The following is a 26,709-nucleotide window of genomic DNA, read 5'->3' as shown; positions in this document are numbered from 1 at the left end:
TTTTTCATTCACCCTTTTTCAGGAGCTGACGGCATGCCTGCAGCGCTTCTCGTCCTCGCTTTGTCCGCGTTTGCCATCGGCACCACGGAGTTCGTCATCATGGGCCTGCTGCCGGAAGTGGCCGGCGACCTTGGCGTGTCGATTCCCGGTGCCGGCTGGCTGGTCACCGGTTACGCCCTCGGCGTGGCCATCGGTGCGCCCTTTATGGCCCTGGCCACTGCCAGCTGGCCGCGCAAAGCCTCACTGCTGACGCTGATGAGCATCTTTATCGCCGGCAACCTGTTCTGCGCCCTGGCCAGCGACTACCAGATGCTGATGCTCGCCCGGGTCATCACAGCCCTCTGCCACGGTGCCTTCTTCGGTATCGGCTCGGTGGTGGCCGCCAGCTTGGTGCCGGCCAATCGCCGCGCGTCAGCAGTCGCTTTGATGTTTACCGGCCTGACCCTGGCCAACGTGCTGGGCGTGCCACTGGGCACCGCCCTGGGTCAGTACGCTGGATGGCGCTCGACCTTCTGGGCCGTGACCCTGATTGGCGTGATTGCCCTGATTGGCCTGTGGCGCGTATTACCGAGCAAAACCGATGAAACCAAGGCCGACTTCGCCAGTGAAGTGCGCGCCCTGCGCGGTGCCGGTCTGTGGCTGGCGCTAAGCACCACGGTGCTGTTCTCCGCGGCGATGTTTGCCCTGTTCACCTATATCGCGCCGCTGCTTGGTGAAGTCACGGGTGTGTCGCCCAGCGGCGTGACCTGGACTCTGCTGTTGATCGGCCTCGGCCTGACCCTTGGCAACGTGCTCGGCGGTCGCCTGGCCGACCGCAGCCTGAAAGCCACCCTGGTCGGCGTGTTCGTCGCCATGGCGGTGATTTCCACCCTGTTCAGCTGGACCAGCCAGGCGCTGATCCCTGCCGAAATCACCCTGTTCCTCTGGGCCACCGCCGCCTTCGCGGCCGTGCCGGCCTTGCAGGTCAATGTGGTGGCCTTTGGCAGCGGCGCGCCGAACCTGGTGTCGACCCTGAATATCGGCGCCTTCAACCTCGGCAACGCCCTCGGCGCCTGGGTTGGAGGCCTGGTGATTGCCGAAGGTTTCGGCCTGACCCGCGTGCCCCTGGCTGCTGCCGCCCTGGCTGTACTGGCGCTGCTGACCACCCTGCTGACCTTTAATACCCGTAGCCCTGAACCGCAACTTGCACTCAACGAATAACCTGAGAGGACCGTTCCATGACCACACTTTTCGACCCGATCCAGATTGGCGATCTGCACCTCAACAACCGCATCATCATGGCGCCGCTGACCCGCTGCCGCGCCGATGAAGGCCGCGTACCCAACGCGCTGATGGCCGAGTACTACGTGCAACGCGCCAGCGCCGGCCTGATCATCAGTGAAGCCACCGCCGTAACCCCGATGGGCGTCGGCTACCCAGACACCCCCGGCATCTGGTCGGATGATCAGGTACGCGGCTGGAGCAATATCACCAAGGCTGTGCACGCCGCAGGCGGCAAGATCGTGCTGCAACTGTGGCACGTTGGACGTATTTCCGACCCGATCTACCTGAACGGTCAACTGCCGGTCGCACCGAGCGCCATCCAGCCCGCCGGCCACGTCAGCCTGATACGCCCGATGAAGGACTTCGTCACCCCGCGCGCCCTGGAAACCGAAGAAATCGCCGATATCGTCGAGGCCTACCGCCAGGGCGCGGAAAACGCCAAGGCCGCCGGCTTTGATGGCGTGGAAATCCACGGCGCGAACGGCTACCTGCTCGACCAGTTCCTGCAAAGCAGCACCAACCAGCGCACAGACCGCTACGGCGGCAACCTGGAAAACCGCGCACGCCTGCTGCTGGAAGTCACCGATGCGGCAGTCGAAGTCTGGGGCGCTGGCCGTGTGGGCGTGCACCTGGCACCACGTGCCGACAGCCATGACATGGGCGACGCCAACCGCGCCGAGACCTTCACCTACGTCGCTCGCGAGCTGGGCAAACGCGGCATCGCCTTTATCTGCGCCCGCGAGAAGGAAGCCGACGACAGCCTGTCGCCAAGCCTGAAACAAGCCTTCGGCGGCGTGTTTATCGCCAACGAACGCTTCACCAAGGATCAGGCCAATACCTGGCTGGCTGAGGGCAAGGCCGATGCGGTGGCCTTTGGCATTCCGTTTATCGCCAACCCGGACCTGCCTGCGCGCCTGGCACAGGATGCCGAGCTGAATACGCCACACCCGGAAACCTTCTACGGCAAAGGCCCGGTCGGCTACCTCGACTACCCAACGCTGTAAGCCTGAGGCTGCCGCTCTGTCGTAGGAGGGGCTTTAACCGCGATAGCGTTATCGAACGCTCGCCGCTAAAGCGCCTCCTACAGAGGCTCGCCAGTATCTACGTGAGGTTTAAACGCCTCCAAAAAAGAAGCCCGCCAATTGGCGGGCTTTTTCGTTGCGACTCACTCAGCGTGCGTCGATCTGCTGCTGCAGGTTCAGTACCTGCGCCTGCAGGGTGCTGATATTGCGGCTCATCTGCGCGCGGAACGCATCGAACTCGGCGGTGCTGCTGCCGGCGGAGCGGGTTTCCAGATCGCTTTTCAATACCAGCAGGTCCTGCTCCACACGGGCAATCGCCTGGCTGGAATTACCCTGTTTCTTAAGCGCATCGATCTCACTGCGCAGGCCGGCAATCTTCTCGTCGAACTTGCTCTGCCCGGCCAGTGCGCTTTTCAGGGTGGCCTGCTCATTCTTCAATACAGCCTGTTCGGCGCTGAGTTTGTTGAGAATGCCTTCCAGCTTGGCATCCCCGCCTTCCTGGCCTTTTAGCTGTGCAGCCAGTTGCTCAAGGCGCTTGCTCTGCTCGCTGTTCTGCCCACTGGCGCCCTGCTGTTGCTTGCTCAGCTCGGCCAGTTTGCTTTCCAGCTGCTTGACCTGCAGTTTCAGCGCTTCACTGCCGCTGGTGACTGACGATTCGGTGGCCACTACCTTGCCGGAAATATCCTGAATACGACCGGCGGCTTCCTCGCTGATGCGCGCAAAGCTTTCCTGGGTCGCCACCAGTTGCTGCTCCATCAGGCTGATCTGCTGGAAGCTCCACCAGCCGAGCCCACCCAGGGCGATCATCAAGGCGCCAACCAGGGCCCAGAGCGGGCCGGTGCTGGCCGATTTCACCGGGGCAGCGGTCGCCGCGCGGCCATAGGCAGGGCTGCGCGCCGGTTCCGGCTGCTCGGCGGCATAGTCGTCGTGGTCCCGGTGGTCAGCCCGCAGGCTGGGCACGTGATCAAGTTCGTCGTGGGCATCGTTACGCATGGGTCAACCTTCAAGAAAGCGCGGGGTGAGGAGCCTGTCGGGCTTAACACTGCTCGGCTGCGGAAAAGCCCGACAGGCTCCAAGCAAATTGCCGCGCAGTATAACGGTTCGCGCGCAGCGCTTCAGTGTCGCGCCATGCCAGTGCAAAACGCACCGACGAAGGGCACGGCTCAGGCCATCGACCCGCTACAGGCCGCGCAGTTCCGCAGAATGTGAGCTGGTACGCGCTTTGCACTTGTCTATTTGCGACGTTTTCGTAGGGCCAGGGCAACCGGCCGTTACAGGCGCGATCCGCACGCGGCAAACGCGGCGAGACCAGGCCGGTGGCATTCAGGATGGATGACACCCAGCCCACTTGTACCAATGGGGGAAAGGTCCATGGAGCTGAACAGAGAAGTACTGGATTGCATGATGAGCCTGCGCCGCAGGCTGCGCGAAGAACTGACAGTGGACATTCGCATGAGCCAGCCTGATGCGATCAACAGCATGCTCAGCGCCTGTCTCACTTCAAGCAATGAGGAAACCCGCCAACTGGGGCAGTTGCTGGCCCAGTATAGCGATCGCCCATTCGGCGAGCCCGCGACCACACCACGTGTGCAGGCCGGCCACCCGCTGCTGGTGGAAGAGCATGCGCACCGCCCGGCCAGCGAGTCGGTACGTATGTATCGCGGGCAGCGCGTTTACGCCTGAGCCTGGTTACCCGAGCCTCAACTCCGCTGATGCGCCTGCCACCAGGCGCAAAATTCATCCAGCGCCGTCCACAGGCTGGTCTTGGGCTCGTACTCCAGGTACTGGCGGGCGCGGCTGATATCCAGAGAGAAATCCTTGGCCATCACCGCCACACCCAGGCGGAACAGCGTCGGTTCCGGGCGACCTGGTAGCAGCTTGCACACGCCCTCGTTCAGGGCCGCCGCACCATAGGCCAGGCCATAGGGCAGATGGCGGTTGACCGGCGGCAGGTCGAGTTTGCGCAGCACATAGTTGACCACGTCCCACAGCGGCACCGGCGCGCCATTGCTGATGTTATAGACCTGCCCCAGCGCCGGCCCGGCGGCCAGCAGGCTGCTCATCAGGGCCTCATTGAGGTTGTGCACGCTGGTGAAATCAACCTTGTTCAGGCCGTTACCGATGATCGACAAGCGCCCTTTGCGCTGCATGTTGATCAAGCGTGGGAAGATGCTGGTATCACCCGCACCGGTGACAAAACGCGGACGCAGCGCCAGCACTTCCAGGCCGAACTCCTGGGCAGCAAATACCTGCTGCTCGGCAAGAAACTTGGTTTTGCCGTAGTGATCGGAAAAGCGCTTGGGCAGTTGCTCCTCACGCAGGCCGACATGCGCCCGGCCATCGAAATACACCGACGGCGACGACAGGTGCACCAGGCGTCGTACCTTCTGCTTGAGGCAGGCCTCCACCACGTTCTCGGTGACCGTGACGTTGGCCTGGTGAAAGTCCTCGTAACGCCCCCACACGCCCACCGCGCCGGCACAATGCACCACTGCATCGACGTCCCGACACAGCTGCTGCACCAACTCGGGGTCAGACAGATCGCCTTGAATAAATTCCGCACCGCGCGAACTCAGGTGCTCGACGCCTTCGGCGCGCCGCCCGTTGACCCGCACACTCAAGCCCTGCTCCAGGGCAAAACGGGCAAAACGCCCACCGATAAAACCGCTGGCTCCGGTTACCAGAATCTTCATTGCAACCCCCGTTTAGCCTGGCTGATGCGCCACTCTAGCAGCGCACGCTGTGGCATTGCAGGCCATATCAGCGACCGCACACACCCTGCGATAGGCCAACAAAGGCGACAGCACCCGCTAAGCTGTGCCCCTACCTCCGCTTATTAAAGGAAAACTGGATGGCCACGCACTGGATGATTTACGGCGCCAACGGCTACACCGGCCACCTGATCGCAGCCGAAGCCAAGCGCCAGGGCCTCACGCCCATTCTTGCCGGGCGTAACCCGGCTGCGGTGCACGCGCTGGGCAGCTTGCTCGGCCTGGAATGCCGGATATTCGATATCCACCAACTGGATCGCGCCAAGGAAGCGCTGGCGGATGTCGCCGTGGTTGCCCACTGCGCGGGTCCGTTTTCCGCCACCAGCGCACCGATGCTGGAAGCCTGCCTGGCCAGCGCCACCCACTATGTCGATATCACTGGCGAGATCAGCGTGTTCGAAGCGGCCCATCAGCGTGGTCAGCAGGCCCGCGAACTGGGCGTGGTGGTCTGCCCCGGCGTGGGCTTCGATGTGATCCCCAGTGATTGCCTGGCCGCCTGCCTGCACCAGGCCCTGCCCGATGCCACGCACCTGGCGCTAGGGTTTGACAGTGGCAGTGGGCTGTCGCCGGGCACGGCAAAAACCTCGGTGGAAGGCCTGAAGTTTGGCGGCAAGGTACGCCGTGCAGGGGTGATCACCGATGTGCCACTGGGCTATAAGCGCCGCGCCATCAACTTTGGCCGCGGTGAAAAACCGGCGGTCACGATCCCCTGGGGCGATGTCTCCACCGCCTACCACTCCACCGGCATCGACAATATCGAGGTGTACCTGCCCACGCCGACGGTTGCGGCAATCGTGATGCGCCTGATCGACCCACTGCGTGGGCTGCTGGGACTGGATGCGGTGCAGAACTGGCTTAAGCGACTGATCGAAAAACGCGTCAGCGGCCCCGATGAGGCCAGCCGCGCTCGTCAGCGCACCTGGCTGTGGGGCGAGGCGCGCAATGCCGCCGGTGAAGTGAAAACCGCGCGCCTGGAAACCGCCAACGGCTATGACGTAACGGTGCACGGTACCTTGCTGGCCGTGCGGCATTTGCTCGACTACAGCGGCCCTGGTGGCTACTTCACCCCATCAAAACTGCTCGGCGCGCGTTGCGTGGAACAGTTGCCGGGCTCGGGCAAGGTGCAACTTTTCTAAGTTCACGGCAGTGCCACCAGGCTCTTGCCTGCCGCCTGCGCCAGGTGCCGCGTCAACTGGTTGAGCAACTCGCCACCATTGCGCCAATGATGCCAATACAGCGGCACATCAATCGGCTGCTCGGCGATCAGCTCAACCAGTTGGCCACGCGCCAACTCGACCTGCACCTGTAACTCGGGAATCAGCCCCCAACCAAACCCCGCCTGTGCCAGGCGAATAAAGCCTTCGGATGACGGGCACAGGTGGTGGGCAAAGCCCCCCTCAACCCCCAGCCCAGACAGGAAGCGGTGCTGCAACAGGTCATCCGGGCCAAACACGATGGCGGGCGCATGGGCCAAGCCCTGTGGCGTGACGCCATTGGGGAAGTGCCGGGCGATAAAGGCCGGACTGGCCAACGCGCGGTAACGCATCGCCCCCAGCAGCATGGCCCGCGCACCAGCCACCGGACGCTCGCTGGCACACACGCAGGCCGCCACCTCACCAGCGCGCATACGCTTGAGGCCGACCTCCTGATCCTCCACTACCAGATCCAGCAGCAAACGCTGCTCGTTGCAGAACGCGCCCACGGCGCCGGCCCACCAAGTGGCGAGGCTGTCGGCGTTCAACGCAATACGCAACCGCTCAGGCAAACCGCCCTCATCAAGCCCCGGCACCTGCGCCTGAATATCGCGCTCAAGCAAACGCACCTGCTGCACATGGTTAAGCAAACGTCGACCGATTTCCGTCGGCGCCGGCGGCACCGCACGCACCAGCACCGGCTGACCGACCCGCGCCTCGAGCAGCTTGATTCGCTGCGACACCGCCGATTGCGACAGCCCCAGCACCTGCGCCGCTCGCTCAAAGCCGGCTTGCTCGACAACAGCAGCCAGGGCGGCGAGTAGTTTGTAATCGAGCAAAATAAGATTTCCTAATGAGCAATCAGGATTATTGGTTTCTCTTATATACCCAGCCGCAGCAGACTGGCCAGCATCACCACTCGGAACAGGCAAACCACATGGCCGGCGAAACCTCACTGACCACCTTGCTGCGCAGCATGAGCCCACAGCTGAACGAGGGCACTTACGTGTTCTGCAGCCTGAGCGATGCCGCGCAGCTACAAGGCACACAACCGCTGGGCAGCTTTCAGGAGGCCGAAGGCCTTACTGTGATCCTGGCGCGCCAGCAGGCAGAACAACTGCATCTGTCTTACAGCTATGCGGCCGCCTGGCTGACCCTGCATGTGCATTCGGCACTCGAAGCCGTGGGTTTGACGGCGGCTGTCGCCAGCGCCCTGGCGCAAGCCGGGATCAGCTGCAACGTGATCGCAGGCTTCTACCACGATCACCTGTTCGTCGCGCATGCCGATGGGCCGCGTGCGCTTGCGGTGCTGCAACAACTCAGTGCGCAGGTGGAGTAACCGAGATGTGGCAAAGCTATAGCAACGGGTTATTGATCGCCGCCGGGCTGATCATCGCCCTCGGTGCGCAGAACGCCTTCGTCCTGGCGCAAAGCCTGCGCCGCGAACATCACCTGCCGGTGGCGCTGCTCTGTGTGATCTGCGATGCGCTGCTGGTAGCTGCCGGCGTCTTCGGCCTGGCCGCCGTGCTGGCGCAAAGTCCGCTGCTGCTGGGCATCGCCCGCTGGGGCGGCGCGGCTTTTCTGCTCTGGTATGGAGCCCAGGCGCTGCTGCGGGCCAGCCGCCCGCAGGCCATGGGCTACAACGCCGACAGCGGCCCGCGCTCACGCAAAGCGGTGCTGCTGGCGGCCCTGGCGGTGACTTTGCTCAACCCGCATGTGTACCTCGACACGGTCCTGCTGATCGGCTCACTCGGCGCCCAACAACCCGTACCGGGTGCCTATGCGCTGGGTGCGGCCAGCGCTTCATTGATCTGGTTCTTCTGCCTGGCTCTGGGCGCGGCCTGGCTCGCGCCCTGGCTGGCGCGCCCGAGCACCTGGCGAGTTATAGATCTGAGCGTGGCGCTGATGATGTTCAGTATTGCCTGGCAGTTGCTCAGCGGCAGCCAAGTCGGCTGAAACAGCGCTGCCGCAGGCCGGCGCAGAGCGCGCCAAGTTGGTTTTCCACACAGTTGCCGCGTGTTTAAGGCGCAGGGCCGGTGCTATGATTCAGGGCTTGCGGCGCAAAGAGATAACTCACGCCGCTGAGATAGCCGCCCGTGATCGGCTTCGCGCACACCGCACCTGACCTGATTAGGAGATAGACAATGGCTTTCGAATTGCCGCCGCTGCCCTACGCACATGACGCTCTGCAGCCGCACATTTCCAAGGAAACCTTGGAATTCCACCACGACAAGCACCACAACACCTATGTCGTGAACCTGAACACCCTGGTCCCAGGCACCGAGTTCGAAGGCAAAACCCTGGAAGAGATCGTCAAGACCTCCTCCGGCGGCATCTTCAACAACGCCGCTCAGGTCTGGAACCACACCTTCTACTGGAACTGCCTGGCGCCTAACGCCGGTGGCCAGCCGACCGGTGCTCTGGCTGACGCGATCAACGCAGCCTTCGGTTCCTTCGACAAGTTCAAGGAAGAGTTCAGCAAGGTTTCCATCGGCACCTTCGGCTCCGGCTGGGGCTGGCTGGTGAAGAAGGCTGACGGCTCCCTGGCTCTGGCCAGCACCATCGGTGCCGGCTGCCCGCTGACCAGCGGCGACACCCCGCTGCTGACCTGCGACGTTTGGGAACACGCCTACTACATCGACTACCGCAACCTGCGTCCGAAGTATGTTGAGGCATTCTGGAACCTGGTGAACTGGGACTTCGTAGCGAAAAACTACGCCGCCTAAGTCAGCGCTCCCGAATAACAAGAAACCCGGCCATGTGCCGGGTTTCTTGTTCTCTGCACCCGCGTTTTACAACAGTTTGCGCGGCGCAAACGCCAGGTGCAGCGCCTCAACCTGCTGCACCGCCTGAGTCAGACGCTGATCGGCCACCACGGGCCCCAGGTACTCACACAGACCGATGTACAGCAGATTGAGCAACTGCCGCAGTTGCTCCAAGCCCAGGCCAGCCAGTTCCAATTCCGCGCCCTGTTCCAGCCAAGCCCGCACACGCAGGCGCTGCTCATTGCTGCCGCGCAGGTTGCTCAGATTGCCTGCCGCAAAACGTTGCAGGCGTGGCAGCAAGCCAGCATCCAACTCATTGAACAACACCCGGCTCAATGCTTCGAAGGTATGCCGCGCCGGTACATTCGCCGCAACGCTCGATGGCGCACTCAGGCCCATGCGTTGCCGCCAACTGAGCAACTGCGGTTCCGGGTCCGGCAGTAACGCCGATAACGGCCCGGTCAGCGCGCCCACCAGTTCGCGGTAGAGCTTGGCGCGCTCCAGCTTGCGTTCAGTGGTTGCGGCCACTTCGCCGAGAAACTCATTGAGGGCGAACGGTGGCTTGTCGGCGTATTTGCTTTCCCACAGCGCCAGCACGGCCAATAATTCGTCCTCGGCAAAGTGCCCGGCCAGCCCGGTGTAGATCGCCCGTCGGCGAGTTGCCAGGCTCATCTCACACCCTCCTCGGCAAGTCGTTGCTGTCGAAGGTGACGGCCAGGTTGAACTCGGGATAGCCCACCTCAGCGTGCTCGGCATAATCCAGACCGCGCTGCTCATGCTGGGTAGAGGTACGCAGGCCAAGGGTTTTCGCCAGCAACAGATAAAGCATCAGCGCCAGCGGGAAGGCCCAGACAAACGCCACACCGGCGCCGAGCAGCTGCACGCCGACCCGCGACCAGTTGAACAGATCACCACTGAAGAACAGCCCGGCCGCCACGGTGCCCCAGACGCCGGCAAAACCATGCACGGGCACGGCGCCGACCACATCATCAAGCTGCCAGCGCTCCAGCAGGCGCATACCGAATACCACCACAAAGCCGGCGACCAGCCCGGTCAGCAAGGCAAACAACGGCGACATGCTCGCGCAACCGGCGGTGATGCCCACCAGGCCACCCAGCGAGCCGTTCACCGTGGTGGTCAACAGCACCGGGCTGGAGGTGCTGCGCTGCGCCAGAAATGCGCCCAGCGCCCCAGCCGATGCCGCCAGATGGGTATTCAGGGCAATCAGGCCGAGGCTGACATTTATCTCCAGGCTGCTGCCGGCGTTGAAGCCAAACCAGCCGACCCAGAGGATAAAACCACCCAACGCGACCAGGCTGAGGTTGTGCCCGGGAATGCTGCGCGGCGTACCGTCCGCTGCAAAACGGCCCAGACGCGGCCCCAGCACCAGAATGCCGGCCAGCGCACACCAGGCGCCGACGCTATGCACCACGGTCGAACCGGCGAAATCGATAAAGCCCAAGGCCGCTAACCAGCCCTGGCCGCCATAGATGCCGCTCCACACCCAGCTGCCGAACACCGGGTAGATAAACCCGCTGATCACCACCGCGCCGATCAGGTAGGCCGAATAACGCGTACGCTCGGCCATGGCGCCGCTGGCGATGGTCGCCGCCGTGGCCGCGAACATCATCTGAAACAGCAAGAAGGTGAAATCCCAGGGCTCGCCCGTATGCGGCGCGAAATGGCTCATGCCGAACCAGCCGGTGATATTGCTGCCGAACATCAGGCCGAAGCCCAACAGCCAGAAGGTGATGCCGCCGACGCAGCCGTCCATGTAATTTTTCATCATCACATTGACCGCGTTCTTCGCTCGCGACATGCCGCTTTCCAGCAAGGCAAAGCCGGCCTGCATAAAGAACACCAGCACACTGGCCAACACCAGCCAGGCCGTGTTGAGCGCCTCATCGCTGGCCGCCTGCGCCAGTGGCGAAACCGCAAAAACAGCTATCCCTAAGAGTCGAGTTTTCATCGCAGCATCCCCCGTAACGGTGAGTACAGGGGGCTTCGCAACTCTCATGCCAAAGAAAAAAATAGCTGGGAGGGATTTTTAACCTTGCGTAGCAACGGCCCGAAAGGTGGCCGCCAGGGATGGCAGGCCATATAAAACCGCCCAACGGTGCTCAAGCCATAGGCAACTCGCACCGACACAGTGCAAGCAGCCAACACAGCTGCCAGGGTCCGCGCCATCGCCGCGCAGATAATTTGTTCGACAAAGTTTGGTAATGGCCCTTTGACTGCAAGCGCGACTTTGCCAATACTCACTAGCGTCTGACGCCGAAGGCCTCGAACAAGGAACCGCCATTTGAAGCTGGAACTTAAAAACAGCTTGTCTCTCAAGTTGCTCCGCGTAGTGCTGTTATCAGCGCTAATCGTCGGCGTGGTCTTGAGTCTTGCGCAGATTGTTTTCGACGTTTACAAAACACGTCAGGCAGTCGCCAACGACGCGCACCGAATTCTTGGCATGTTCCGCGACCCATCCACCCAGGCGGTCTACAGCCTGGATCGGGAAATGGGCATGCAGGTGATCGAAGGCCTGTTCCAGCATGAGTCGGTGCGCATGGCCGCCATCGGCCACCCCAACGAACCGATGCTGGCGGAGAAAGCCCGAGAGCAGGTCGATATCCCCACCCGCTGGCTGACCGATCCGATCCTTGGCAAAGAACAGAATTTCACCACCCAGCTGGTTGGCCGCGGCCCCTACAGCGAATACTACGGCGACCTCAGCATCACCCTCGACACGGCCCCCTACGGCGAGAGCTTTGTCACCAACTCGGTAATCATCTTTATCTCCGGTGTACTGCGCGCCCTGGCCATGGGCCTGGTGCTGTACTTGGTCTATCACTGGCTGCTGACCAAACCGCTGTCGAAGATCATCGAGCACTTGACCAACATCAACCCGGACCGCCCCAGCGAACACAAGCTGCCGATGCTCAAGGGTAACGAGAAGAACGAACTGGGCCTGTGGATCAACACCGCCAACCAGCTGCTCTCCTCCATCGAACGCAACACCAATCTACGCCGCGAAGCGGAAAACAGCCTGCTGCGCATGGCCCAGTACGACTTCCTCACCGGCCTGCCGAACCGTCAGCAACTGCAACAGCAACTCGACCAAATTCTCGAAGACGCCGGCCGCTTGCAGCGCCGCGTAGCGGTACTCTGCGTAGGCCTGGATGACTTCAAAGGGATCAACGAACAGTTCAGCTACCAGACCGGCGACCAGCTACTGCTGGCCCTGTCCGACCGTCTGCGCAGCCACAGCGGTCGCCTCGGTGCCCTGGCCCGCTTGGGCGGCGACCAGTTCGCCCTGGTGCAGGCCGATATCGAGCAGCCTTACGAGGCCGCCGAACTGGCGCAGAGCGTGCTCGACGACCTCGACAACCCCTTTATGCTCGACCAGCAGCAAGTACGTCTGCGCGCAACCATCGGCATCACCCTGTTCCCGGAAGATGGCGACAGCACCGAGAAGCTGCTGCAGAAAGCCGAACAGACCATGACCCTGGCCAAGAGCCGCTCGCGCAACCGTTACCAGTTCTATATCGCCAGCGTCGACAGCGAAATGCGCCGCCGCCGCGAGCTGGAAAAAGACCTGCGCGACGCCCTGGCCCTAAATCAGCTGCACCTGGTTTACCAACCACAGGTGGATTACCGCGACCACAGCGTGGTTGGCGTCGAAGCGCTGCTGCGTTGGCAGCACCCGCAACATGGCTTCGTACCGCCGGATCTGTTTATCCCGCTGGCCGAACAGAACGGCACCATCATCCCGATTGGCGAATGGATTCTCGACCAGACCTGTCGCCAGCTGCGCGAATGGCATGATCAGGGCTTCACCGAGCTGCGCATGGCGGTCAACCTCTCCACCGTGCAGCTGCATCACGCCGAGCTGCCACGGGTAGTGAACAACCTGATGCAGGTCTACCGCCTGCCGCTGCGCAGCCTGGAGCTGGAAGTCACCGAAACCGGTCTGATGGAAGATATCAACACCGCCGCCCAGCACCTGCTCAGCCTGCGCCGCTCCGGCGCGCTGATCGCCATTGATGACTTCGGTACCGGCTACTCCTCACTGAGCTACCTGAAGAGCTTGCCGCTGGACAAGATCAAGATCGACAAGAGTTTCGTGCAAGACCTGCTGGAAGACGAAGACGATGCCACCATCGTGCGCGCCATCATCCAGCTGGGTAAGAGCCTCGGCATGCAGGTGATCGCCGAAGGGGTGGAAACGGTCGAGCAGGAGGCCTACATCATCGCCCAGGGCTGCAACGAGGGTCAGGGTTACCTGTACAGCAAGCCGCTGCCCGCGCGCGAGCTGACCGCCTACCTGAAACAGGCCCGCCGTCTGAACAGCACCGCCAACCCGGCCACACTCTAAATCCAACGACAAAAAAGCCCGCCAATTGGCGGGCTTTTTCTTGCGTGCTCGGTACTAGAAGCGGTTAACCCCCAGCAGCCAGGCGGTCGCCACTGCGCCCAACACGCATAGCACAACAGCACCGGCCGCCTGCCAGTAGAAACTCCGCACCAGCTCATCCTCGCCCGCGCAGGACAAGATAAATGGCCGCGCCTCACTCGGCTTGGCCAGGTGGTGCTGCGCCGGTTGTGTGCTCTGCTGACGATGGCGATCCTCGGCCTCAAGCGTCGCAGCCAATTGCACGCGATTCCACTCCTGCTCATTGAGCTGACCATTGCGGTCGCTGTCGAAGCGTTGCAGCAAACCGCTGAAGTCACTTTTCCACTCGCGAATCACGGCACCTTTGGCCGAGGCCAGATCCAGCCCCTGACGACCACCGCCGCTGCTGCGAAAATCCCCGATGGCATACAGCGGCTGCCCCGCATGCAGGCGTTCCTCGGTGTAGCGGTATTGTCCACTGCCGCTGAAAAACGCGCTCCAACCGGTTTTCGCCAGACCCAGCGGATGACGCTGACTCCCCCTCCACACCTCGCGCGTCAGCGGGCGCACTTGCGCCCCGCGTGGGTCGATCAGGCAGCTGCCGGTGCTGTCATCGAGTTGCAGCAGCGCCTCGCTGCTACCGCTCTCCACCATGCGCCAGCTGCTGCCCTTGTTGTCGCTAGAGCGCTGCTCTTCCTCGATCTTGTAACGCCACCACAGGCACGGCGTATTGGTCAGCGGCCCACGCTGTTGTTCATCGCCCTGCGGGTGCAACACACCGTAGAACTCGGCATAGCCTTGCGCCGCCGAGCGAATCTTCGAGGTGGGCGTATCGAGCAGATGCCGGGCCTGAGAGAAGCGCCGCACAAACCACCAGGCACCGCCGGCACAGGCCGCCACACTGCAGGTCAGCCCGAAAATCTGTCCTTGAATATCCATGGCCTAGCCAAACAACGATTTAAGGTCGACATCCGCTTTTTCCGACTCGCTGAATTCCAGCAACACGGCTTCCTTGAAGGCAAACATGCGGGCGATCAACACATCGGGGAACTGCTCGATGCGCACGTTGTTCAGATTAACCGCCTCGTTGTACAGCTCGCGGCGGTCGGCAATGCCGTTTTCCAGGCCGCTGATGCGCTGCTGCAAGTGCTGGAAGCTCTCGTTGGCCTTCAGCTCCGGGTAGTTTTCCGCCAGCGCAAACAGCTGGCCCAGGCCGGTGCGCAAACCCGTTTCCGCCTTACCCAGGGCATTCATGTCGCCGCTGGCCTGGGCAGTGGAAACCGCCTGACGCGCCATGATCACCGCTTCCAGAGTGGTGCGCTCATGCTGCATGTACTGCTTGCAGGTCTCCACCAGCTTGGGCAGCTCATCATGGCGCTGTTTGAGCAGCACATCGATATTCGACCAGGCCTTGCTGACGCCGTGCTTCAAGCGCACCAGCGCGTTGTAGAGCATCACGGCATAGGCCGCGAGCAGGATCAGCAACACACTCACGACAACGCTGGTAAGGCTCATGCACAACTCCCGAAGAGGTTTGGAGGGGTGAAATGCAGGCATTCTAGCGTCAGCGCTCAACACTGACGCAGCCCCTCGCCACAGCTTTTACGGAAAAAACCGCAACGACCCTTTGCGCAAAATGCAAATCTTTCGCATTATGCTTTGGTTTTTGCACTCACTCGCATGGGTGCCCTACTCTCACTTGCAAAGGATTTCGCCATGCTTCGTATGCCCCTGGCCTCGGCCAGCCTGCTCGCCATTGCCATTTCTCTCGCTGGTTGCGGCGACGACAAAGCGCCAGCCAACCAAGCTGCAGCACCGGCTGCCAGCAGCGCCAGCGCGCCAGCAGCAGCTGCCAGCCAGGTCGACGAAGCCGCCGCCAAGGCAGTGGTCAGCCACTATGCGGACCTGGCCCTGGCCGTGTTCAGCGATGCCGCCAGCACCGGCAAAACCCTGCAAGCGGCCGTAGATGCCCTGCTCGCCACCCCCAATGCCGATACGCTGAAAGCCGCCCGTGAAGCCTGGCTGGCCGCTCGTGTGCCCTACATGCAGACCGAAGTGTTCCGCTTCGGCAACGCCGTGGTCGACGACTGGGAAGGTCAGTTGAACGCCTGGCCGCTGGACGAAGGCCTGATCGACTACGTTGCCACCGACTATCAGCACGCCCTGGGTAACCCAGGTGCCAGCGCCAACATCATCGCCAATACCGAGATTCAGGTCGGCGAAGACAAGATCGACGTCAGCACCATCACCCCGGAACTGCTGGCCAACCTGAATGAGCTGGGCGGTTCAGAAGCCAACGTGGCTACCGGCTACCACGCCATCGAATTCCTACTCTGGGGCCAAGACCTCAACGGCACCAACCCAGGTGCTGGCGAGCGTCCAGCCACTGACTACGTGGTCGGTGACGGTGCAACTGGCGGCAACAACGAACGTCGCCGCGCTTTCCTCAAGGCGGCCACCGACCTGCTGGTCAGCGACCTCGACGCCATGGTCGTACAGTGGCAAGCCGGCAACGCCGACAACTACCGCGCCAAACTGGAAGCCGAATCGGCGGAAAACGGCCTGCGCAAGATGCTCTTCGGCATGGGCAGCCTGTCCCTCGGCGAACTGGCGGGCGAGCGCATGAAGGTCGCCCTGGAAGCCAACTCCACCGAAGACGAGCACGACTGCTTCAGCGACAACACCCACAACTCGCACTTCTACAACGGCAAAGGTATCCGTAACGTCTACCTGGGCGAGTACAAGAAGGTCGACGGCACCACCCTGAGCGGCCCAAGCCTGTCGTCACTGGTGGCCAAGGTTGACGCCGCCGCTGACAGCACCCTGAAAGCCGACCTCGAAGCCACCGAAGGCAAGCTGCAGGCGCTGGTCGACAGCGCTAACAATGGCAAGCACTTCGATCAACTGATCGCCGCCGACAACGCCGAAGGCCAGCAGATCGTTCGGGATGCCATCGCCGCACTGGTCAAGCAGACCGGCGCCATCGAGCAGGCAGCAGGCAAGCTGGGCATCAGTGATCTCAATCCAGACACCGCTGACCACAGCTTCTAAGCTGCGTAGGACTTGCTGCGACTCACGAAGTCCTAGCTTGTAGTGATGAAAAAGCCGCGACTCCTTAACCGGAATCGCGGCTTTTTTACGCCAGCCATTTTTATGACGAGGCTTATATGAGAGGGGCTTCAGCCGCGACAACAACCGCCGAAAGCTCGCCGCTGAAACGCCTCTTACGATGGATCGTTGGCTCGCCCGATCACGGCCAAGCACGCCCCCACTACAGGTCAGAAATCGCCGACAACAGTCAGCTCGGATATAGCCGTTTTGGCACCCTGCGACCTTTAACCACCATCGATAATGCAAATCCGTCTTATTTAAAGTCAGCCAGACTGTTAAGATCAGCCGCCTGTTTTCTGTTGCGGATGTCCTGTCATGTTTGCGCCGTATCGCGTTGCGCTGCTGCTGGCCTTGAGCCTGAGCTTGGTCGCCTGCGATAAAACTCCACAGTTCACCGAAGCCGAGCCCGGCGAAGCCCTGTCTGCGGGCAGCGCCACGGTGCGCAAGGCTGACCAGAACGCCTTTTCCCTGCCCTCCGCCAACCTGTCACCGTCACGCCGCCTGGATTTCAGCGTCGGCAACAGCTTCTTCCGCAACCCTTGGGTGACCGCACCCGCCACCACCACGGCGCGTGACGGCCTCGGCCCACTTTTCAACACCAACGCCTGCCAGAACTGCCATATCAAGGACGGCCGCGGCCATCCACCTGGCCCTGATGCGCAGAGTGCGGTGTCGATGCTGATACGCCTGTCGATTCCAGCAGGCAGCGAACATGCCGAGATTATCCAGCGCCTTGGCGTACTGGCCGAACCCACTTATGGCGGTCAGTTACAGGACATGGCCAACCCCGGCGTAGCCCCTGAAGGTAAAGTGCGCGTCAGTTACACCACGCAGCAGGTCAGCTTTACCGATGGCACCCAGGTTGAACTGCGCAAGCCCAACCTGAAAATCAGCCAGCTCGGTTACGGCGCCCTGCATCCCGACACGTTGTTCTCGGCACGCATCGCCCCGCCGATGATCGGCCTGGGCCTGCTGGAAGCCATTCCCGAAGCCGCCATCCTGGCCAATGCCGACCCGGAGGACCGCAATGGCGATGGCATTTCCGGGCGCGCCAATCAGGTCTGGGACCGCGAGCAACAACGCACGGTACTCGGCCGTTTTGGCTGGAAAGCCGGCCAGCCCACCCTCAATCAGCAGAATGCCGAAGCCTTTGCCAACGACATGGGCCTGACCAGCAGCCTGGTCAGCCAGGATAACTGCACCGAAGCGCAACTCGACTGCCGTCACGCGCCCCATGGCGGTGAACCGGAAGTCAGCGACAACATCCTCGCCAGCGTCCTGTTCTACACCCGCAACCTCGGCGTACCAGCACGCCGCGGCGCTGACACACCGCAGGTACTGGCCGGTAAGAACCTGTTCCACCAGGCCGGTTGCCAGGGTTGCCATACCCCTCAATTCACCACTGCCAGTGACGCCGCCGAGCCCGAGCTGGCCAATCAGTTGATTCGCCCCTACAGCGACCTGTTGCTGCATGACATGGGCGCCGGACTGGCCGACAATCGCCCGGAATTTCTCGCCAGCGGCACCGAGTGGCGCACCCCGCCGCTGTGGGGCATTGGTCTGACGGAAACAGTCAACGGTCACACCCAGTTCCTGCATGACGGCCGCGCCCGCAACCTGCTGGAGGCCATCCTCTGGCACGGCGGTGAAGCCGAAGCGGCCAAGCAGCAGGTGCTGACTTTCAATGCCGACGAGCGCAGCGCGCTGTTGGCTTTTCTGAATTCGTTGTAAGGAGCTGCAGATGATCCGCTCACCCCTCACCCTGGCCCTGCTTAGCCTGACCCTGACTGCCTGCAGCCCAGGCAACCCGCAGCAGGAGGTCAGCCGGGCGCTGACCGATGGCGTGCTGCTGCCCATCTACAGCGCCTGGAGCGAAGCTGATCGGCAACTGGCCGCCAGCGCCCAGGCCTTCTGTGCCGGGCAACAGAATATGGTCGAGGCGCGCCAGGCCTTTACCAGCGCGCAAAGTGCCTGGGCCGCCGTACAACCCGCTGCCCTCGGCCCACTGGCAGAAGGTAACCGCGCCTGGCAGATTCAGTTCTGGCCAGACAAAAAGAACCTAGTGGCGCGCCAGGTGGAAGCGCTGCTCAACAGCAAGCCCGGACTGACCGCCGCCGATCTGGATAACGCCAGCGTCGTGGTGCAGGGCCTGACAGCTTATGAATACCTGCTGTTCGACCCAGCCCTGGACCTTAACAACAGCGAGCAGAAGGCCCGTTATTGCCCGCTGCTCGCCGCCATCGGTGAACACCAGCAAAGCCTCGCCGCTGACATTCTGGCCAGTTGGCAGAGCAAGGACGGCATGGCCGCCCAGCTGAAAAACTTCCCCAATGAGCGCTACGCCGAGGCACCGGAAGCGGTGGCCGAATTGCTGCGCACCCAGGTCAGCGCCATCGACGGGCTGAAGAAAAAACTCGGCACGCCGCTCGGCCGGCAGAGCAAAGGCCAGCCGCAGCCTTACCAGGCCGAAGCCTGGCGCAGCAAAGCCAGCCTGGCCAACCTCGCCGCCAGTCTGGCCAGCGCCGAACGCATCTGGCTGGGAGCCGAGCAGAACGGCATCCAGGCACTGCTCAGCAGTGATCAGGATGAACTGAAACAACGCATCAACGCCGCCTACAGCGATACCCGCCAGCGCCTGGCAGCAGCCCAGCGGCCACTCGGCGAACTGCTGGGTGATGAAGCCGGCCGCGCCGAACTGAACGCGCTGTATGACAGCCTTAACGCCCTGCACCGCCTGCACGAAGCCGAGCTGGCGAAAGCCCTGGGCATCCAGCTGGGCTTTAACGCCCATGACGGCGACTAACCCATGCAGATCAATCGTCGTACTTTTCTCGGCCTGAGTGTCGCAGCCCTGGCCGCCACGGCAGCGGCCACCGGCACTTATGGCGGCTGGACACTGATGCACAGCAACGCCCAGCCGCTGCTGCTGTCAGCGCGTAACGACAGCAGTGGCAAGCACTTTGCGGTGGGTTACCGACTGGACGGCAGCCAAGTGTTCGCCACCGCCGTCAGCGAGCGCTGCCACGACGTCATCGGCCACCCGTTTCTGCCAATGGCGCTGTTTGTCGGCCGCCGCCCGAGCACCCAGAGCTACCTGATCGACACCCGCGATGGCCGCCTGCTGCAAACCCTTCATTCGCCGACGCAGCGTCATTTCTACGGCCATGCAGTGTTCCACAAGGACGGCGAACGGCTGTATGCCACCGAGAACGACACCTCCGACCCCGGTCGTGGCGTACTCGGGGTCTATCGCCTGCAAGGTGAGCAACTGCTGCGCAGCAGCGAACTGTCGACCCACGGCCTGGGCCCGCACCAACTGCTCTGGCTGCCCGATGGTGAAACCCTGGCAGTGGCCAATGGCGGCATCCGCACCGAGGCTGACAGCCGGGTGGAAATGAACCTCGACGCCATGGAGTCCAGCCTGGTGCTGATGCGCCGTGACGGCAGCCTGATCAGCAAGGAACAGCTGCCCGAGCGCATGAACAGCGTGCGCCATATGGCAGTGGCCAGCGACGGCACCCTGGTCACCGGCCAGCAATACATGGGCGAACTCAGTGATTCAGTGCCGCTGCTGGCGATCAAACGTCCCGGTCAGCCGTTCCAGCACTTCCCGGTGGCCGATGCGCAGCGTCAGCTGATGAACCAGTACACCGCCAGCGTGGCGATCCACAGCGAACTGCGCCTGCTGGCCTTGACTGCACCGCGCGGCAACCGGGTGTTTATCTGGGACCTGGACAGCGCCGCACTGCGCCTCGACGCGCCGTTGCCGGATTGTGCCGGAGTGGGCGCGGTGGCCGACGGATTTGTGGTCAGCAGTGGTGTCGGCCGTTGCCGCTTATATGACTGCCGCAGCGCCCAGATCAGCAGCCAACCGTTGCAACTGCCCGCCGGCTTGTGGGACAACCACCTGCGCCTGGCTTGAACCTGCAAACCAGAACGCCACACACACCTGTAACACGCCTGCGGCAGGCTAAAGAACGCTGCTGCAGAGCCGATCTATACTCCTCAGAGGCCGTTCATCACGGCCCAACTGATACCAGTCGATAGGGATCTTCGCAGTTAGGGCGCACCTGGCGTCACTGGCATCCCGCCGTTCACCTTCAGGGGTATCCACCCATGTTTCTGCAGAAATCCTTGCGCGCGCAAATCCTCGCCCTGCTCGGCGGTAGCCTGGCACTGATTCTGGTCACCGCACTGGCCTGCTTCAGTTTTCTGTCCAGCGGCATGCAGGCCTACCGCGGTCTGCTCGAAGGACCGCTGGAAGCCTCCGCGCTGATCGACGTAACCAATCTGAACTTCAAGACCCAAGTGCAGGAATGGAAGAACGTGTTGCTGCGCGGCAGCGACAAGGCCCAGCTGGACAAATACTGGAGCCAGTTCGAGGCTCAGGAACGCAAGGTGCAGGATTCCCTCGGCAAACTGAGTGAGCTGGCCGCTGATGCCCGCACCCTGAGCGGCCAGATCGACACCCTGCGGCGCGAGCACCAGACCCTCGGCGTCAACTACCGCAAAGGCCGTGATGCCTTTATTGCCGCCGGTGGCGATGCTGCGGTGGGCGACAAGGCCGTGTCCGGCATCGACCGCAACACCACCCAGCAACTGGAAGCATTGGCCGATCAACTGCACAAGCAGAGCTTGGAACAGGCCAGCCTGATCAATGTCTCAGCCGAGCGCACCATTACCTACGGCACCTTGCTGATGCTTGGTGCCAGCGTGGTCATTGCCCTGTTCAGCCTGTGGCTGATCAACCGCAGCCTGATCAACCCGATTCGTGAACTGATCGAGCACATCGCCCAACTCAGCCAGGGCAACTTCGGCAAGCGTGTCGACGCCACCCGCCAGGACGAACTGGGCAACCTGGCCGTGGCGGCGAATATCCTGCGTGATTTTCTCGCTGACACCTTCACCCGCCTGAAACGCAGCACCGCCGACCTGGACACCGCCAGCGGCGAGCTCAACTCGATCGCCACGCTGATGGCCCAGGGCACCCGCGAGCAGTTCTCGCGTACCGATCAGGTCGCCACCGCCATGCACGAAATGTCCGCCACCGCCCAGGAAGTGGCGCGCCACGCCGCCGAAGCCGCCGGAGCTGCGGATGCCGCCGACAACGCCGCACGTCAGGGTGAAACGGTGATGCAGGCCACCATCAAGACCATCACCGATATCCGCAGTGAAATCAGCAACACCTCGGAGGTGATTCGCCGCCTGGAAAGTGATAGCGGCCGTATCGGCAAGGTGCTGGAAGTGATTCGCGGCATCGCCGAGCAGACCAACCTGCTGGCACTCAACGCCGCCATCGAGGCCGCCCGGGCCGGAGAACAGGGCCGTGGCTTTGCCGTGGTGGCAGACGAGGTGCGCACCCTGGCGCAGCGCACCGCTGAATCCACCGCAGAAATCCACCAGATCATCGACACCGTACAGACCGGCGCGGTAAATGCCGTGCGCGCCATCGAAAGCGGGCAGAACCGTAGCGAGGAAGGCGTCACCCAGGTCACCGAAGCCGGCACCACCCTGCAGTTGATCACCCGTGCCGTGGAAGCGATTCGCGATATGAACCGGCAGATCGCCACCGCCGCCGAAGAACAGACCTCGGTCGCTGAGGACATCTCGCGCAACCTCACCGAAATCACCGCCATCGCCACCGCCAACCAGGAGAACGTGCAGCGTACCGAAAGCGCCGGGCGCAACCTGCACGAACTGTCCGGGCAACTCAACGAGGTCACGCAACGCCTGAGTGCCTGACGCTGTTCACACACGCCGACAAAATGCCAGCAAATGCTGGCATTTTGCTGAATAACTGACTCAATGATCAGCCCCAACATGCCCCGTAACGTCTGGTAAATGCGAATCTTTGACAGGCTCTGACAAGGGGTCTAATGTGCCCCTCTTGCCTATTCCCAGGCCCTCTTTCCGCTTTGCCAAGGAACCGGAATATGTTGCTCCGCCGCATGCTGATCATGCTCGGCGCAGTACTCGTCGTAGTACTCGCCCTGGCTGCCTACAAAGGCTTCTCCATCTATCAACAAATCCAGATGTTCTCGGCTCCGCAACCGGCCATCAGTGTCGACGCGGCAACCGCCGAAGAACACCCATGGCAGAGTCGCCTGCCAGCCATCGGTACGCTCAAGGCCTTCCAGGGCGTTGACCTGACCGTGGAAGTCGGCGGCACCGTGCAACAGGTGCTGTTCCGCTCAGGTGAGCAGGTCACCCTGCAACAACCGCTGATCCAGATGGACAGCGATGTCGAGCAGGCCAGCCTGGCCACCGCTCAGGCCGAGCTGGGCCTGGCCCGCGTGGAATACGAGCGCGGCCGCAGCCTGGTGAGCCGTCAGAGCATCTCGAAAAGCGAGTTCGACCGCCTCTCCGCCAGCCTGCAGAAAGCCAACGCCAGCGTGGCCCAGCTGCAAGCGCAACTGGCGAAAAAGCGTATTCTCGCGCCGTTTGCCGGAACCATCGGCATCCGTCAGGTGGACGTCGGCGACTACCTCGCCTCGGGCACCACCATCGCCACCCTGCAAGACCTGAGCAAACTCTACGTCGACTTCTTCCTGCCCGAGCAGGCGGTGCCCAAACTGGCCATCGGTGAGCGCGTGCGTTTCAGCGTGGCTGCCTACCCGGACGAAGTGTTCGAAGGCGAGATCGCCGCAATCAACCCCAAAGTCGAAGACACCACCCGTAACGTGCAGGTGCGCGCCATGCTGGCCAACCCGGAGAGCAAACTGCTGCCCGGCATGTTCGCCAACCTGGAAGTGCTGCTGCCCGGCGAACAGGCACAGATCGTCGTCCCGGAAACCGCCATCACCTACACCCTCTACGGCAACTCGGTGTACGTCATCGGCGAGAAGAAAGGCGAAGACGGCCAGGTGGTCAAAGACGACAAAGGTCAGGCCGAGCTGAGCGTCGAGCGCCGTTTTGTCGAAACCGGCGAGCGCCGCGAAGGCCAGGTGGTGATTCTCAAAGGCCTGCAGGCCGGTGAGCAGGTGGTGTCCGCCGGCCAGCTGAAGCTGGATAACGGCGCCCACGTCAGCATCGCCAACGCGCAGGCCAAGCCGAGCGCCGATTAATCCGGCGCGGTGCAAAGGAACTTATTTATGGCTTTTACTGATCCCTTTATCCGTCGCCCGGTACTGGCGACCGTGGTCAGTCTGTTGATCATCCTGCTTGGCTTCCAGGCATTCAGCAAACTGACCATCCGCCAGTATCCACAGATGGAAAGCGCCCTGATCACGGTGACCACGGCTTACCCCGGGGCCAATGCCGAGACCATTCAGGGCTACATCACTCAGCCGCTGCAACAGAGCCTGGCGAGTGCCGACGGCATTGACTACATGACCTCGGTCAGCCGGCAGAACGTGTCGATCATCTCGATCTATGCGCGCATTGGCGCCAACAGCGACCGTTTGTTCACCGAACTGCTGGCCAAGGCCAACGAGGTGAAGAACCAGCTGCCGCAGAACGCCGAAGACCCGGTGCTGAGCAAGGAAGCTGCCGACTCCACGGCACTGATGTACATCAGCTTCTACAGCCAGGAACTGAGCAACCCGCAGATCACCGACTACCTCTCAAGGGTCATTCAGCCCAAGCTGGCCACCCTGCCGGGCATGGCCGAAGCGGAGATTCTCGGTAATCAGGTGTTCGCCATGCGCCTGTGGCTCGACCCGGTGAAGATGGCCGCCTACAACGTGACCGCCAGCGACGTTAACGACGCCGTGCGCAAGTACAACTTCCTCGCCGCAGCCGGTGAAGTGAAAGGCGAGTACGTGGTCACCAGCATCAACGCCGAAACCGACCTCAAATCCGCCGAGGCCTTTGCCGCCATTCCGCTGAAAACCGTGGGCGACAGCCGCGTGCTGATCCGCGATGTGGCGCGGGTGGAAATGGGCGCGGAAAGCTACAATGCGATCAGCTCCTTCGACGGCACGCCATCGGTGTACATCGCCATCAAGGGCACGCCAGGGGCCAACCCGCTGGACGTGATCAAGGAAGTGCGCAAGGTCATGCCTGACCTAGAAGCGCAGCTGCCACCGAACCTGAAAGTCTCCATCGCCTATGACGCCACGCTGTTTATTCAGGCCTCCATCGACGAAGTGGTGAAGACCCTCGGCGAAGCGGTGTTGATCGTCATCGTGGTGGTGTTCCTGTTCCTCGGCGCCTTCCGCTCGGTGCTGATCCCGGTGATCACCATTCCGCTGTCGATGATCGGCGTGCTGTTCTTCATGCAGCTGATGGGCTACTCGATCAACCTGCTGACGCTCCTGGCCATGGTGTTGGCCATCGGCCTGGTGGTGGACGATGCGATCGTGGTGGTGGAAAACATCCACCGGCATATCGAGGAAGGCAAGACACCGTTCGATGCAGCCATCGAAGGGGCGCGCGAGATCGCCGTGCCGGTGGTGTCGATGACCGTCACCTTGGCGGCGGTATACGCCCCTATCGGCTTCCTCGAAGGCCTCACTGGTGCCTTGTTCAAGGAGTTCGCCCTGACGCTGGCCGGCGCGGTGATCATCTCCGGCATCGTCGCGCTGACCCTGTCGCCGATGATGTGCGCCAAGCTGCTGCGCCACGAAGAGAACCCATCGGGCCTGGCACACAAGCTTGATCAGATCTTCGACGGACTCAAGCGCCGCTATCAGCGTGCCCTACACGGCACCCTGGACACCCGCCCGGTGGTGCTGGTGTTTGCGGTGATCGTCATGTGCCTGATTCCGGTGCTGCTCAAATTCACCAAGAGCGAGCTGGCCCCGGAAGAGGACCAAGGCATCATCTTCATGATCGCCAACGCCCCGCAACCGACCAACCTGGAGTACCTGAACAAGTACACCGACGAGTTCGTGAGCATCTTCAAGGAGTTCCCCGAGTACTACTCATCCTTCCAGATCAACGGCTTCAACGGTGTGCAATCGGGTATTGGCGGCTTTCTGATGACGCCGTGGAACGAACGCGAACGCACCCAGATGGAAATCCTCCCCGAGGTGCAGGGGCGTCTGTCGCAGATTGCCGGCTTGCAGATCTTCGGCTTCAACCTGCCGTCGCTGCCGGGCACTGGCGAGGGCCTGCCGTTCCAGTTCGTGATCAACACGCCCAACGACTACCAGTCGCTGCTGCAGGTGGCCGAACGGGTCAAGCAACGCGCGGTGGAATCCGGCAAGTTTGCCTTCCTCGATGTTGACCTGGCCTTCGACAAGCCGGAAGTGGTGGTGGAAATCGACCGCGAGAAAGCCGCGCAAATGGGCGTGTCCATGGAGGACCTCGGTCTGACCCTGGCCAGCCTGCTTGGCGAAGGTGAGATCAACCGATTCACCATCGACGGACGCAGCTACAAGGTGATCGCCCAGGTCGAGCGGGCCTACCGTGACAATCCGGGCTGGCTGAACAGTTACTACGTGAAGAGCGAAAGCGGTGCGATGCTGGCGCTGTCGACCCTGATCAAGGTCAGTGACCGCGCACGGCCGACCCAGCTCAATCAGTTCCAGCAGCTCAACTCGGCGATCATCCAGGGCGTACCGATTGTCAGCATGGGCGAGGCCATCGAGACGGTGACCCAGATCATGCAGGAAGAAGCGCCTGCCGGCTTTGCCTACGACTTTGCCGGCGCATCGCGCCAGCTGGTGCAGGAAGGCAATGCGCTGTACATCACCTTCGGCCTTGCACTGGCATTGATCTTCCTGGTACTGGCGGCGCAGTTCGAGAGCTTCCGCGACCCGCTGGTGATCATGGTCACAGTGCCGCTGTCGATCTGCGGTGCGCTGATTCCGCTGTTCCTCGGCCTGTCGAGCATGAACATCTACACCCAGGTGGGCCTGGTAACGCTGATCGGCCTGATCACCAAGCACGGCATCCTGATCGTCGAGTTCGCTAACCAGCTGCGCCGTGAGAAAGGTCTGTCACGCCGTGAAGCGGTCGAAGAAGCGGCGGCGATTCGTCTGCGTCCGGTGCTGATGACCACCGCCGCCATGGTGTTCGGCATGGTGCCGTTGATTCTGGCCAGCGGCGCGGGTGCGGTCAGCCGCTTTGACATCGGCCTGGTGATCGCCACCGGCATGTCGATCGGCACGCTGTTCACCCTGTTCGTGCTGCCCTGCGTGTACAGCCTGCTGGCGCAGCCTGATGCGCCCGCCACAGCAGCCGCCAAGGCCCACGGATAGCACGCACTGCTGCGCAAGGATGCGCGCAACAAAAAGCCCGGCACTGAGCCGGGCT

General features: G+C 62.3%; 22 protein-coding genes. 15 read left to right on the top strand and 7 right to left on the bottom strand.

The genetic code is table 11. The features are described from left to right. The first annotated feature begins 33 nt into the window (after positions 1–33). Both ACSQ17_RS14900 and ACSQ17_RS14895 read left to right on the top strand, forming a co-directional pair. The gene (locus ACSQ17_RS14900) at positions 34–1,200 is read left to right on the top strand and encodes an MFS transporter (RefSeq protein ID WP_436069443.1); all 1,167 of its coding nucleotides are present in this window, start codon (positions 34–36) and stop codon (positions 1,198–1,200) included. A 17-nt stretch (positions 1,201–1,217) separates the two neighbouring features. After that, a complete protein-coding gene (locus tag ACSQ17_RS14895; RefSeq protein WP_436069442.1) occupies positions 1,218–2,267 on the top strand; it encodes an alkene reductase in 1,050 nt (349 codons plus the stop codon). Positions 2,268–2,432: 165 nt separating this feature from the next. On the opposite strand, the gene ACSQ17_RS14890 is transcribed toward ACSQ17_RS14895, so the two are convergent. Beyond that, positions 2,433–3,278, bottom strand: a complete 846-nt coding sequence (locus tag ACSQ17_RS14890; RefSeq protein ID WP_436069441.1) for an ATPase — start codon at positions 3,276–3,278, stop codon at positions 2,433–2,435. A 378-nt stretch (positions 3,279–3,656) separates the two neighbouring features. Between ACSQ17_RS14890 and ACSQ17_RS14885 the strand changes: the two genes are divergently transcribed. Continuing rightward, complete coding sequence (locus ACSQ17_RS14885) at positions 3,657–3,968, top strand: hypothetical protein (RefSeq protein WP_436069440.1); 312 nt, start codon at positions 3,657–3,659, stop codon at positions 3,966–3,968. A 17-nt stretch (positions 3,969–3,985) separates the two neighbouring features. On the opposite strand, the gene ACSQ17_RS14880 is transcribed toward ACSQ17_RS14885, so the two are convergent. Beyond that, on the bottom strand, positions 3,986–4,978 hold the full coding sequence (locus tag ACSQ17_RS14880) for an NAD-dependent epimerase/dehydratase family protein (RefSeq protein WP_436069439.1): 993 nt from the start codon (positions 4,976–4,978) through the stop codon (positions 3,986–3,988). A 158-nt stretch (positions 4,979–5,136) separates the two neighbouring features. Between ACSQ17_RS14880 and ACSQ17_RS14875 the strand changes: the two genes are divergently transcribed. Continuing rightward, a complete protein-coding gene (locus ACSQ17_RS14875; protein ID WP_436069438.1) occupies positions 5,137–6,192 on the top strand; it encodes a saccharopine dehydrogenase family protein in 1,056 nt (351 codons plus the stop codon). 2 nt (positions 6,193–6,194) lie between these two features. On the opposite strand, the gene ACSQ17_RS14870 is transcribed toward ACSQ17_RS14875, so the two are convergent. Continuing rightward, entirely contained in the window at positions 6,195–7,088 is an 894-nt protein-coding gene (locus ACSQ17_RS14870) for a LysR family transcriptional regulator ArgP (protein ID WP_436069437.1), read from the bottom strand. Between the two features lie 98 nt (positions 7,089–7,186). Here ACSQ17_RS14870 and ACSQ17_RS14865 point away from each other — a divergent pair, with 98 nt between their 5' ends. From ACSQ17_RS14865 to ACSQ17_RS14855, 3 genes are all read left to right on the top strand, one after another. After that, positions 7,187–7,588, top strand: coding sequence for an ACT domain-containing protein (locus ACSQ17_RS14865; RefSeq protein ID WP_436070492.1), 402 nt, complete (start codon positions 7,187–7,189; stop codon positions 7,586–7,588). Positions 7,589–7,593: 5 nt separating this feature from the next. After that, a complete protein-coding gene (locus ACSQ17_RS14860) occupies positions 7,594–8,205 on the top strand; it encodes a LysE/ArgO family amino acid transporter (RefSeq protein WP_436069436.1) in 612 nt (203 codons plus the stop codon). 188 nt (positions 8,206–8,393) lie between these two features. Beyond that, positions 8,394–8,975 (top strand): superoxide dismutase, encoded by a 582-nt coding sequence (locus tag ACSQ17_RS14855; protein ID WP_436069435.1) that lies wholly within the window; start codon positions 8,394–8,396, stop codon positions 8,973–8,975. Positions 8,976–9,041: 66 nt separating this feature from the next. Here the strand turns inward: ACSQ17_RS14855 and ACSQ17_RS14850 are convergent, their stop codons facing one another. Further along, entirely contained in the window at positions 9,042–9,686 is a 645-nt protein-coding gene (locus tag ACSQ17_RS14850; protein WP_436069434.1) for a hypothetical protein, read from the bottom strand. Between the two features lies 1 nt (position 9,687). Continuing rightward, positions 9,688–10,983, bottom strand: coding sequence for an ammonium transporter (locus tag ACSQ17_RS14845; RefSeq protein ID WP_436069433.1), 1,296 nt, complete (start codon positions 10,981–10,983; stop codon positions 9,688–9,690). A 333-nt stretch (positions 10,984–11,316) separates the two neighbouring features. Between ACSQ17_RS14845 and ACSQ17_RS14840 the strand changes: the two genes are divergently transcribed. Next, positions 11,317–13,380, top strand: coding sequence for a putative bifunctional diguanylate cyclase/phosphodiesterase (locus ACSQ17_RS14840; protein ID WP_436069432.1), 2,064 nt, complete (start codon positions 11,317–11,319; stop codon positions 13,378–13,380). 54 nt (positions 13,381–13,434) lie between these two features. On the opposite strand, the gene ACSQ17_RS14835 is transcribed toward ACSQ17_RS14840, so the two are convergent. Together ACSQ17_RS14835 and ACSQ17_RS14830 are read right to left on the bottom strand one after the other, a co-directional pair. After that, the gene (locus tag ACSQ17_RS14835; RefSeq protein WP_436069431.1) at positions 13,435–14,337 is read right to left on the bottom strand and encodes a GIDE domain-containing protein; all 903 of its coding nucleotides are present in this window, start codon (positions 14,335–14,337) and stop codon (positions 13,435–13,437) included. A gap of 3 nt (positions 14,338–14,340) precedes the next feature. After that, complete coding sequence (locus ACSQ17_RS14830) at positions 14,341–14,913, bottom strand: LemA family protein (RefSeq protein ID WP_436069430.1); 573 nt, start codon at positions 14,911–14,913, stop codon at positions 14,341–14,343. Positions 14,914–15,114: 201 nt separating this feature from the next. Between ACSQ17_RS14830 and ACSQ17_RS14825 the strand changes: the two genes are divergently transcribed. From ACSQ17_RS14825 to ACSQ17_RS14795, 7 genes are all read left to right on the top strand, one after another. Then, complete coding sequence (locus ACSQ17_RS14825; protein WP_436069429.1) at positions 15,115–16,449, top strand: imelysin family protein; 1,335 nt, start codon at positions 15,115–15,117, stop codon at positions 16,447–16,449. A 375-nt stretch (positions 16,450–16,824) separates the two neighbouring features. Continuing rightward, positions 16,825–18,240, top strand: a complete 1,416-nt coding sequence (locus tag ACSQ17_RS14820; protein WP_436069428.1) for a di-heme oxidoredictase family protein — start codon at positions 16,825–16,827, stop codon at positions 18,238–18,240. A gap of 10 nt (positions 18,241–18,250) precedes the next feature. Beyond that, complete coding sequence (locus ACSQ17_RS14815; RefSeq protein WP_436069427.1) at positions 18,251–19,312, top strand: imelysin family protein; 1,062 nt, start codon at positions 18,251–18,253, stop codon at positions 19,310–19,312. Between the two features lie 9 nt (positions 19,313–19,321). Continuing rightward, positions 19,322–20,431 (top strand): DUF1513 domain-containing protein, encoded by a 1,110-nt coding sequence (locus ACSQ17_RS14810; RefSeq protein ID WP_436070491.1) that lies wholly within the window; start codon positions 19,322–19,324, stop codon positions 20,429–20,431. A 194-nt stretch (positions 20,432–20,625) separates the two neighbouring features. Continuing rightward, the gene (locus tag ACSQ17_RS14805) at positions 20,626–22,251 is read left to right on the top strand and encodes a methyl-accepting chemotaxis protein (RefSeq protein ID WP_436069426.1); all 1,626 of its coding nucleotides are present in this window, start codon (positions 20,626–20,628) and stop codon (positions 22,249–22,251) included. Positions 22,252–22,442: 191 nt separating this feature from the next. Further along, positions 22,443–23,573 (top strand): efflux RND transporter periplasmic adaptor subunit, encoded by a 1,131-nt coding sequence (locus ACSQ17_RS14800; RefSeq protein WP_436069425.1) that lies wholly within the window; start codon positions 22,443–22,445, stop codon positions 23,571–23,573. Between the two features lie 27 nt (positions 23,574–23,600). After that, positions 23,601–26,654: a multidrug efflux RND transporter permease subunit gene (locus ACSQ17_RS14795; RefSeq protein ID WP_436069424.1), complete on the top strand. Its 3,054-nt coding sequence runs from the start codon at positions 23,601–23,603 to the stop codon at positions 26,652–26,654. The last annotated feature ends 55 nt before the right edge of the window (positions 26,655–26,709 follow it).

The organism is Pseudomonas sp. LjRoot71, assembly GCF_964253255.1.
Taxonomy (GTDB): Bacteria; Pseudomonadota; Gammaproteobacteria; order Pseudomonadales; family Pseudomonadaceae; genus Aquipseudomonas.
Note: the sequence above shows the minus strand (reverse complement) of the source record. Positions and strands in the feature narration are given on the sequence as shown.

Bases quoted from the DNA above. Each gene is read 5' to 3' on its own strand.
- ACSQ17_RS14900 (WP_436069443.1), top strand. From the start codon at position 34: ATGCCTGCAGCGCTTCTCGTCCTCGCTTTGTCCGCGTTTGCCATCGGC.
- ACSQ17_RS14895 (WP_436069442.1), top strand. From the start codon at position 1,218: ATGACCACACTTTTCGACCCGATCCAGATTGGCGATCTGCACCTCAAC.
- ACSQ17_RS14890 (WP_436069441.1), bottom strand. From the start codon at position 3,278: ATGCGTAACGATGCCCACGACGAACTTGATCACGTGCCCAGCCTGCGG.
- ACSQ17_RS14885 (WP_436069440.1), top strand. From the start codon at position 3,657: ATGGAGCTGAACAGAGAAGTACTGGATTGCATGATGAGCCTGCGCCGC.
- ACSQ17_RS14880 (WP_436069439.1), bottom strand. From the start codon at position 4,978: ATGAAGATTCTGGTAACCGGAGCCAGCGGTTTTATCGGTGGGCGTTTT.
- ACSQ17_RS14875 (WP_436069438.1), top strand. From the start codon at position 5,137: ATGGCCACGCACTGGATGATTTACGGCGCCAACGGCTACACCGGCCAC.
- ACSQ17_RS14865 (WP_436070492.1), top strand. From the start codon at position 7,187: ATGGCCGGCGAAACCTCACTGACCACCTTGCTGCGCAGCATGAGCCCA.
- ACSQ17_RS14860 (WP_436069436.1), top strand. From the start codon at position 7,594: ATGTGGCAAAGCTATAGCAACGGGTTATTGATCGCCGCCGGGCTGATC.
- ACSQ17_RS14855 (WP_436069435.1), top strand. From the start codon at position 8,394: ATGGCTTTCGAATTGCCGCCGCTGCCCTACGCACATGACGCTCTGCAG.
- ACSQ17_RS14850 (WP_436069434.1), bottom strand. From the start codon at position 9,686: ATGAGCCTGGCAACTCGCCGACGGGCGATCTACACCGGGCTGGCCGGG.
- ACSQ17_RS14845 (WP_436069433.1), bottom strand. From the start codon at position 10,983: ATGAAAACTCGACTCTTAGGGATAGCTGTTTTTGCGGTTTCGCCACTG.
- ACSQ17_RS14835 (WP_436069431.1), bottom strand. From the start codon at position 14,337: ATGGATATTCAAGGACAGATTTTCGGGCTGACCTGCAGTGTGGCGGCC.
- ACSQ17_RS14830 (WP_436069430.1), bottom strand. From the start codon at position 14,913: ATGAGCCTTACCAGCGTTGTCGTGAGTGTGTTGCTGATCCTGCTCGCG.
- ACSQ17_RS14825 (WP_436069429.1), top strand. From the start codon at position 15,115: ATGCTTCGTATGCCCCTGGCCTCGGCCAGCCTGCTCGCCATTGCCATT.
- ACSQ17_RS14820 (WP_436069428.1), top strand. From the start codon at position 16,825: ATGTTTGCGCCGTATCGCGTTGCGCTGCTGCTGGCCTTGAGCCTGAGC.
- ACSQ17_RS14815 (WP_436069427.1), top strand. From the start codon at position 18,251: ATGATCCGCTCACCCCTCACCCTGGCCCTGCTTAGCCTGACCCTGACT.
- ACSQ17_RS14805 (WP_436069426.1), top strand. From the start codon at position 20,626: ATGTTTCTGCAGAAATCCTTGCGCGCGCAAATCCTCGCCCTGCTCGGC.
- ACSQ17_RS14800 (WP_436069425.1), top strand. From the start codon at position 22,443: ATGTTGCTCCGCCGCATGCTGATCATGCTCGGCGCAGTACTCGTCGTA.
- ACSQ17_RS14795 (WP_436069424.1), top strand. From the start codon at position 23,601: ATGGCTTTTACTGATCCCTTTATCCGTCGCCCGGTACTGGCGACCGTG.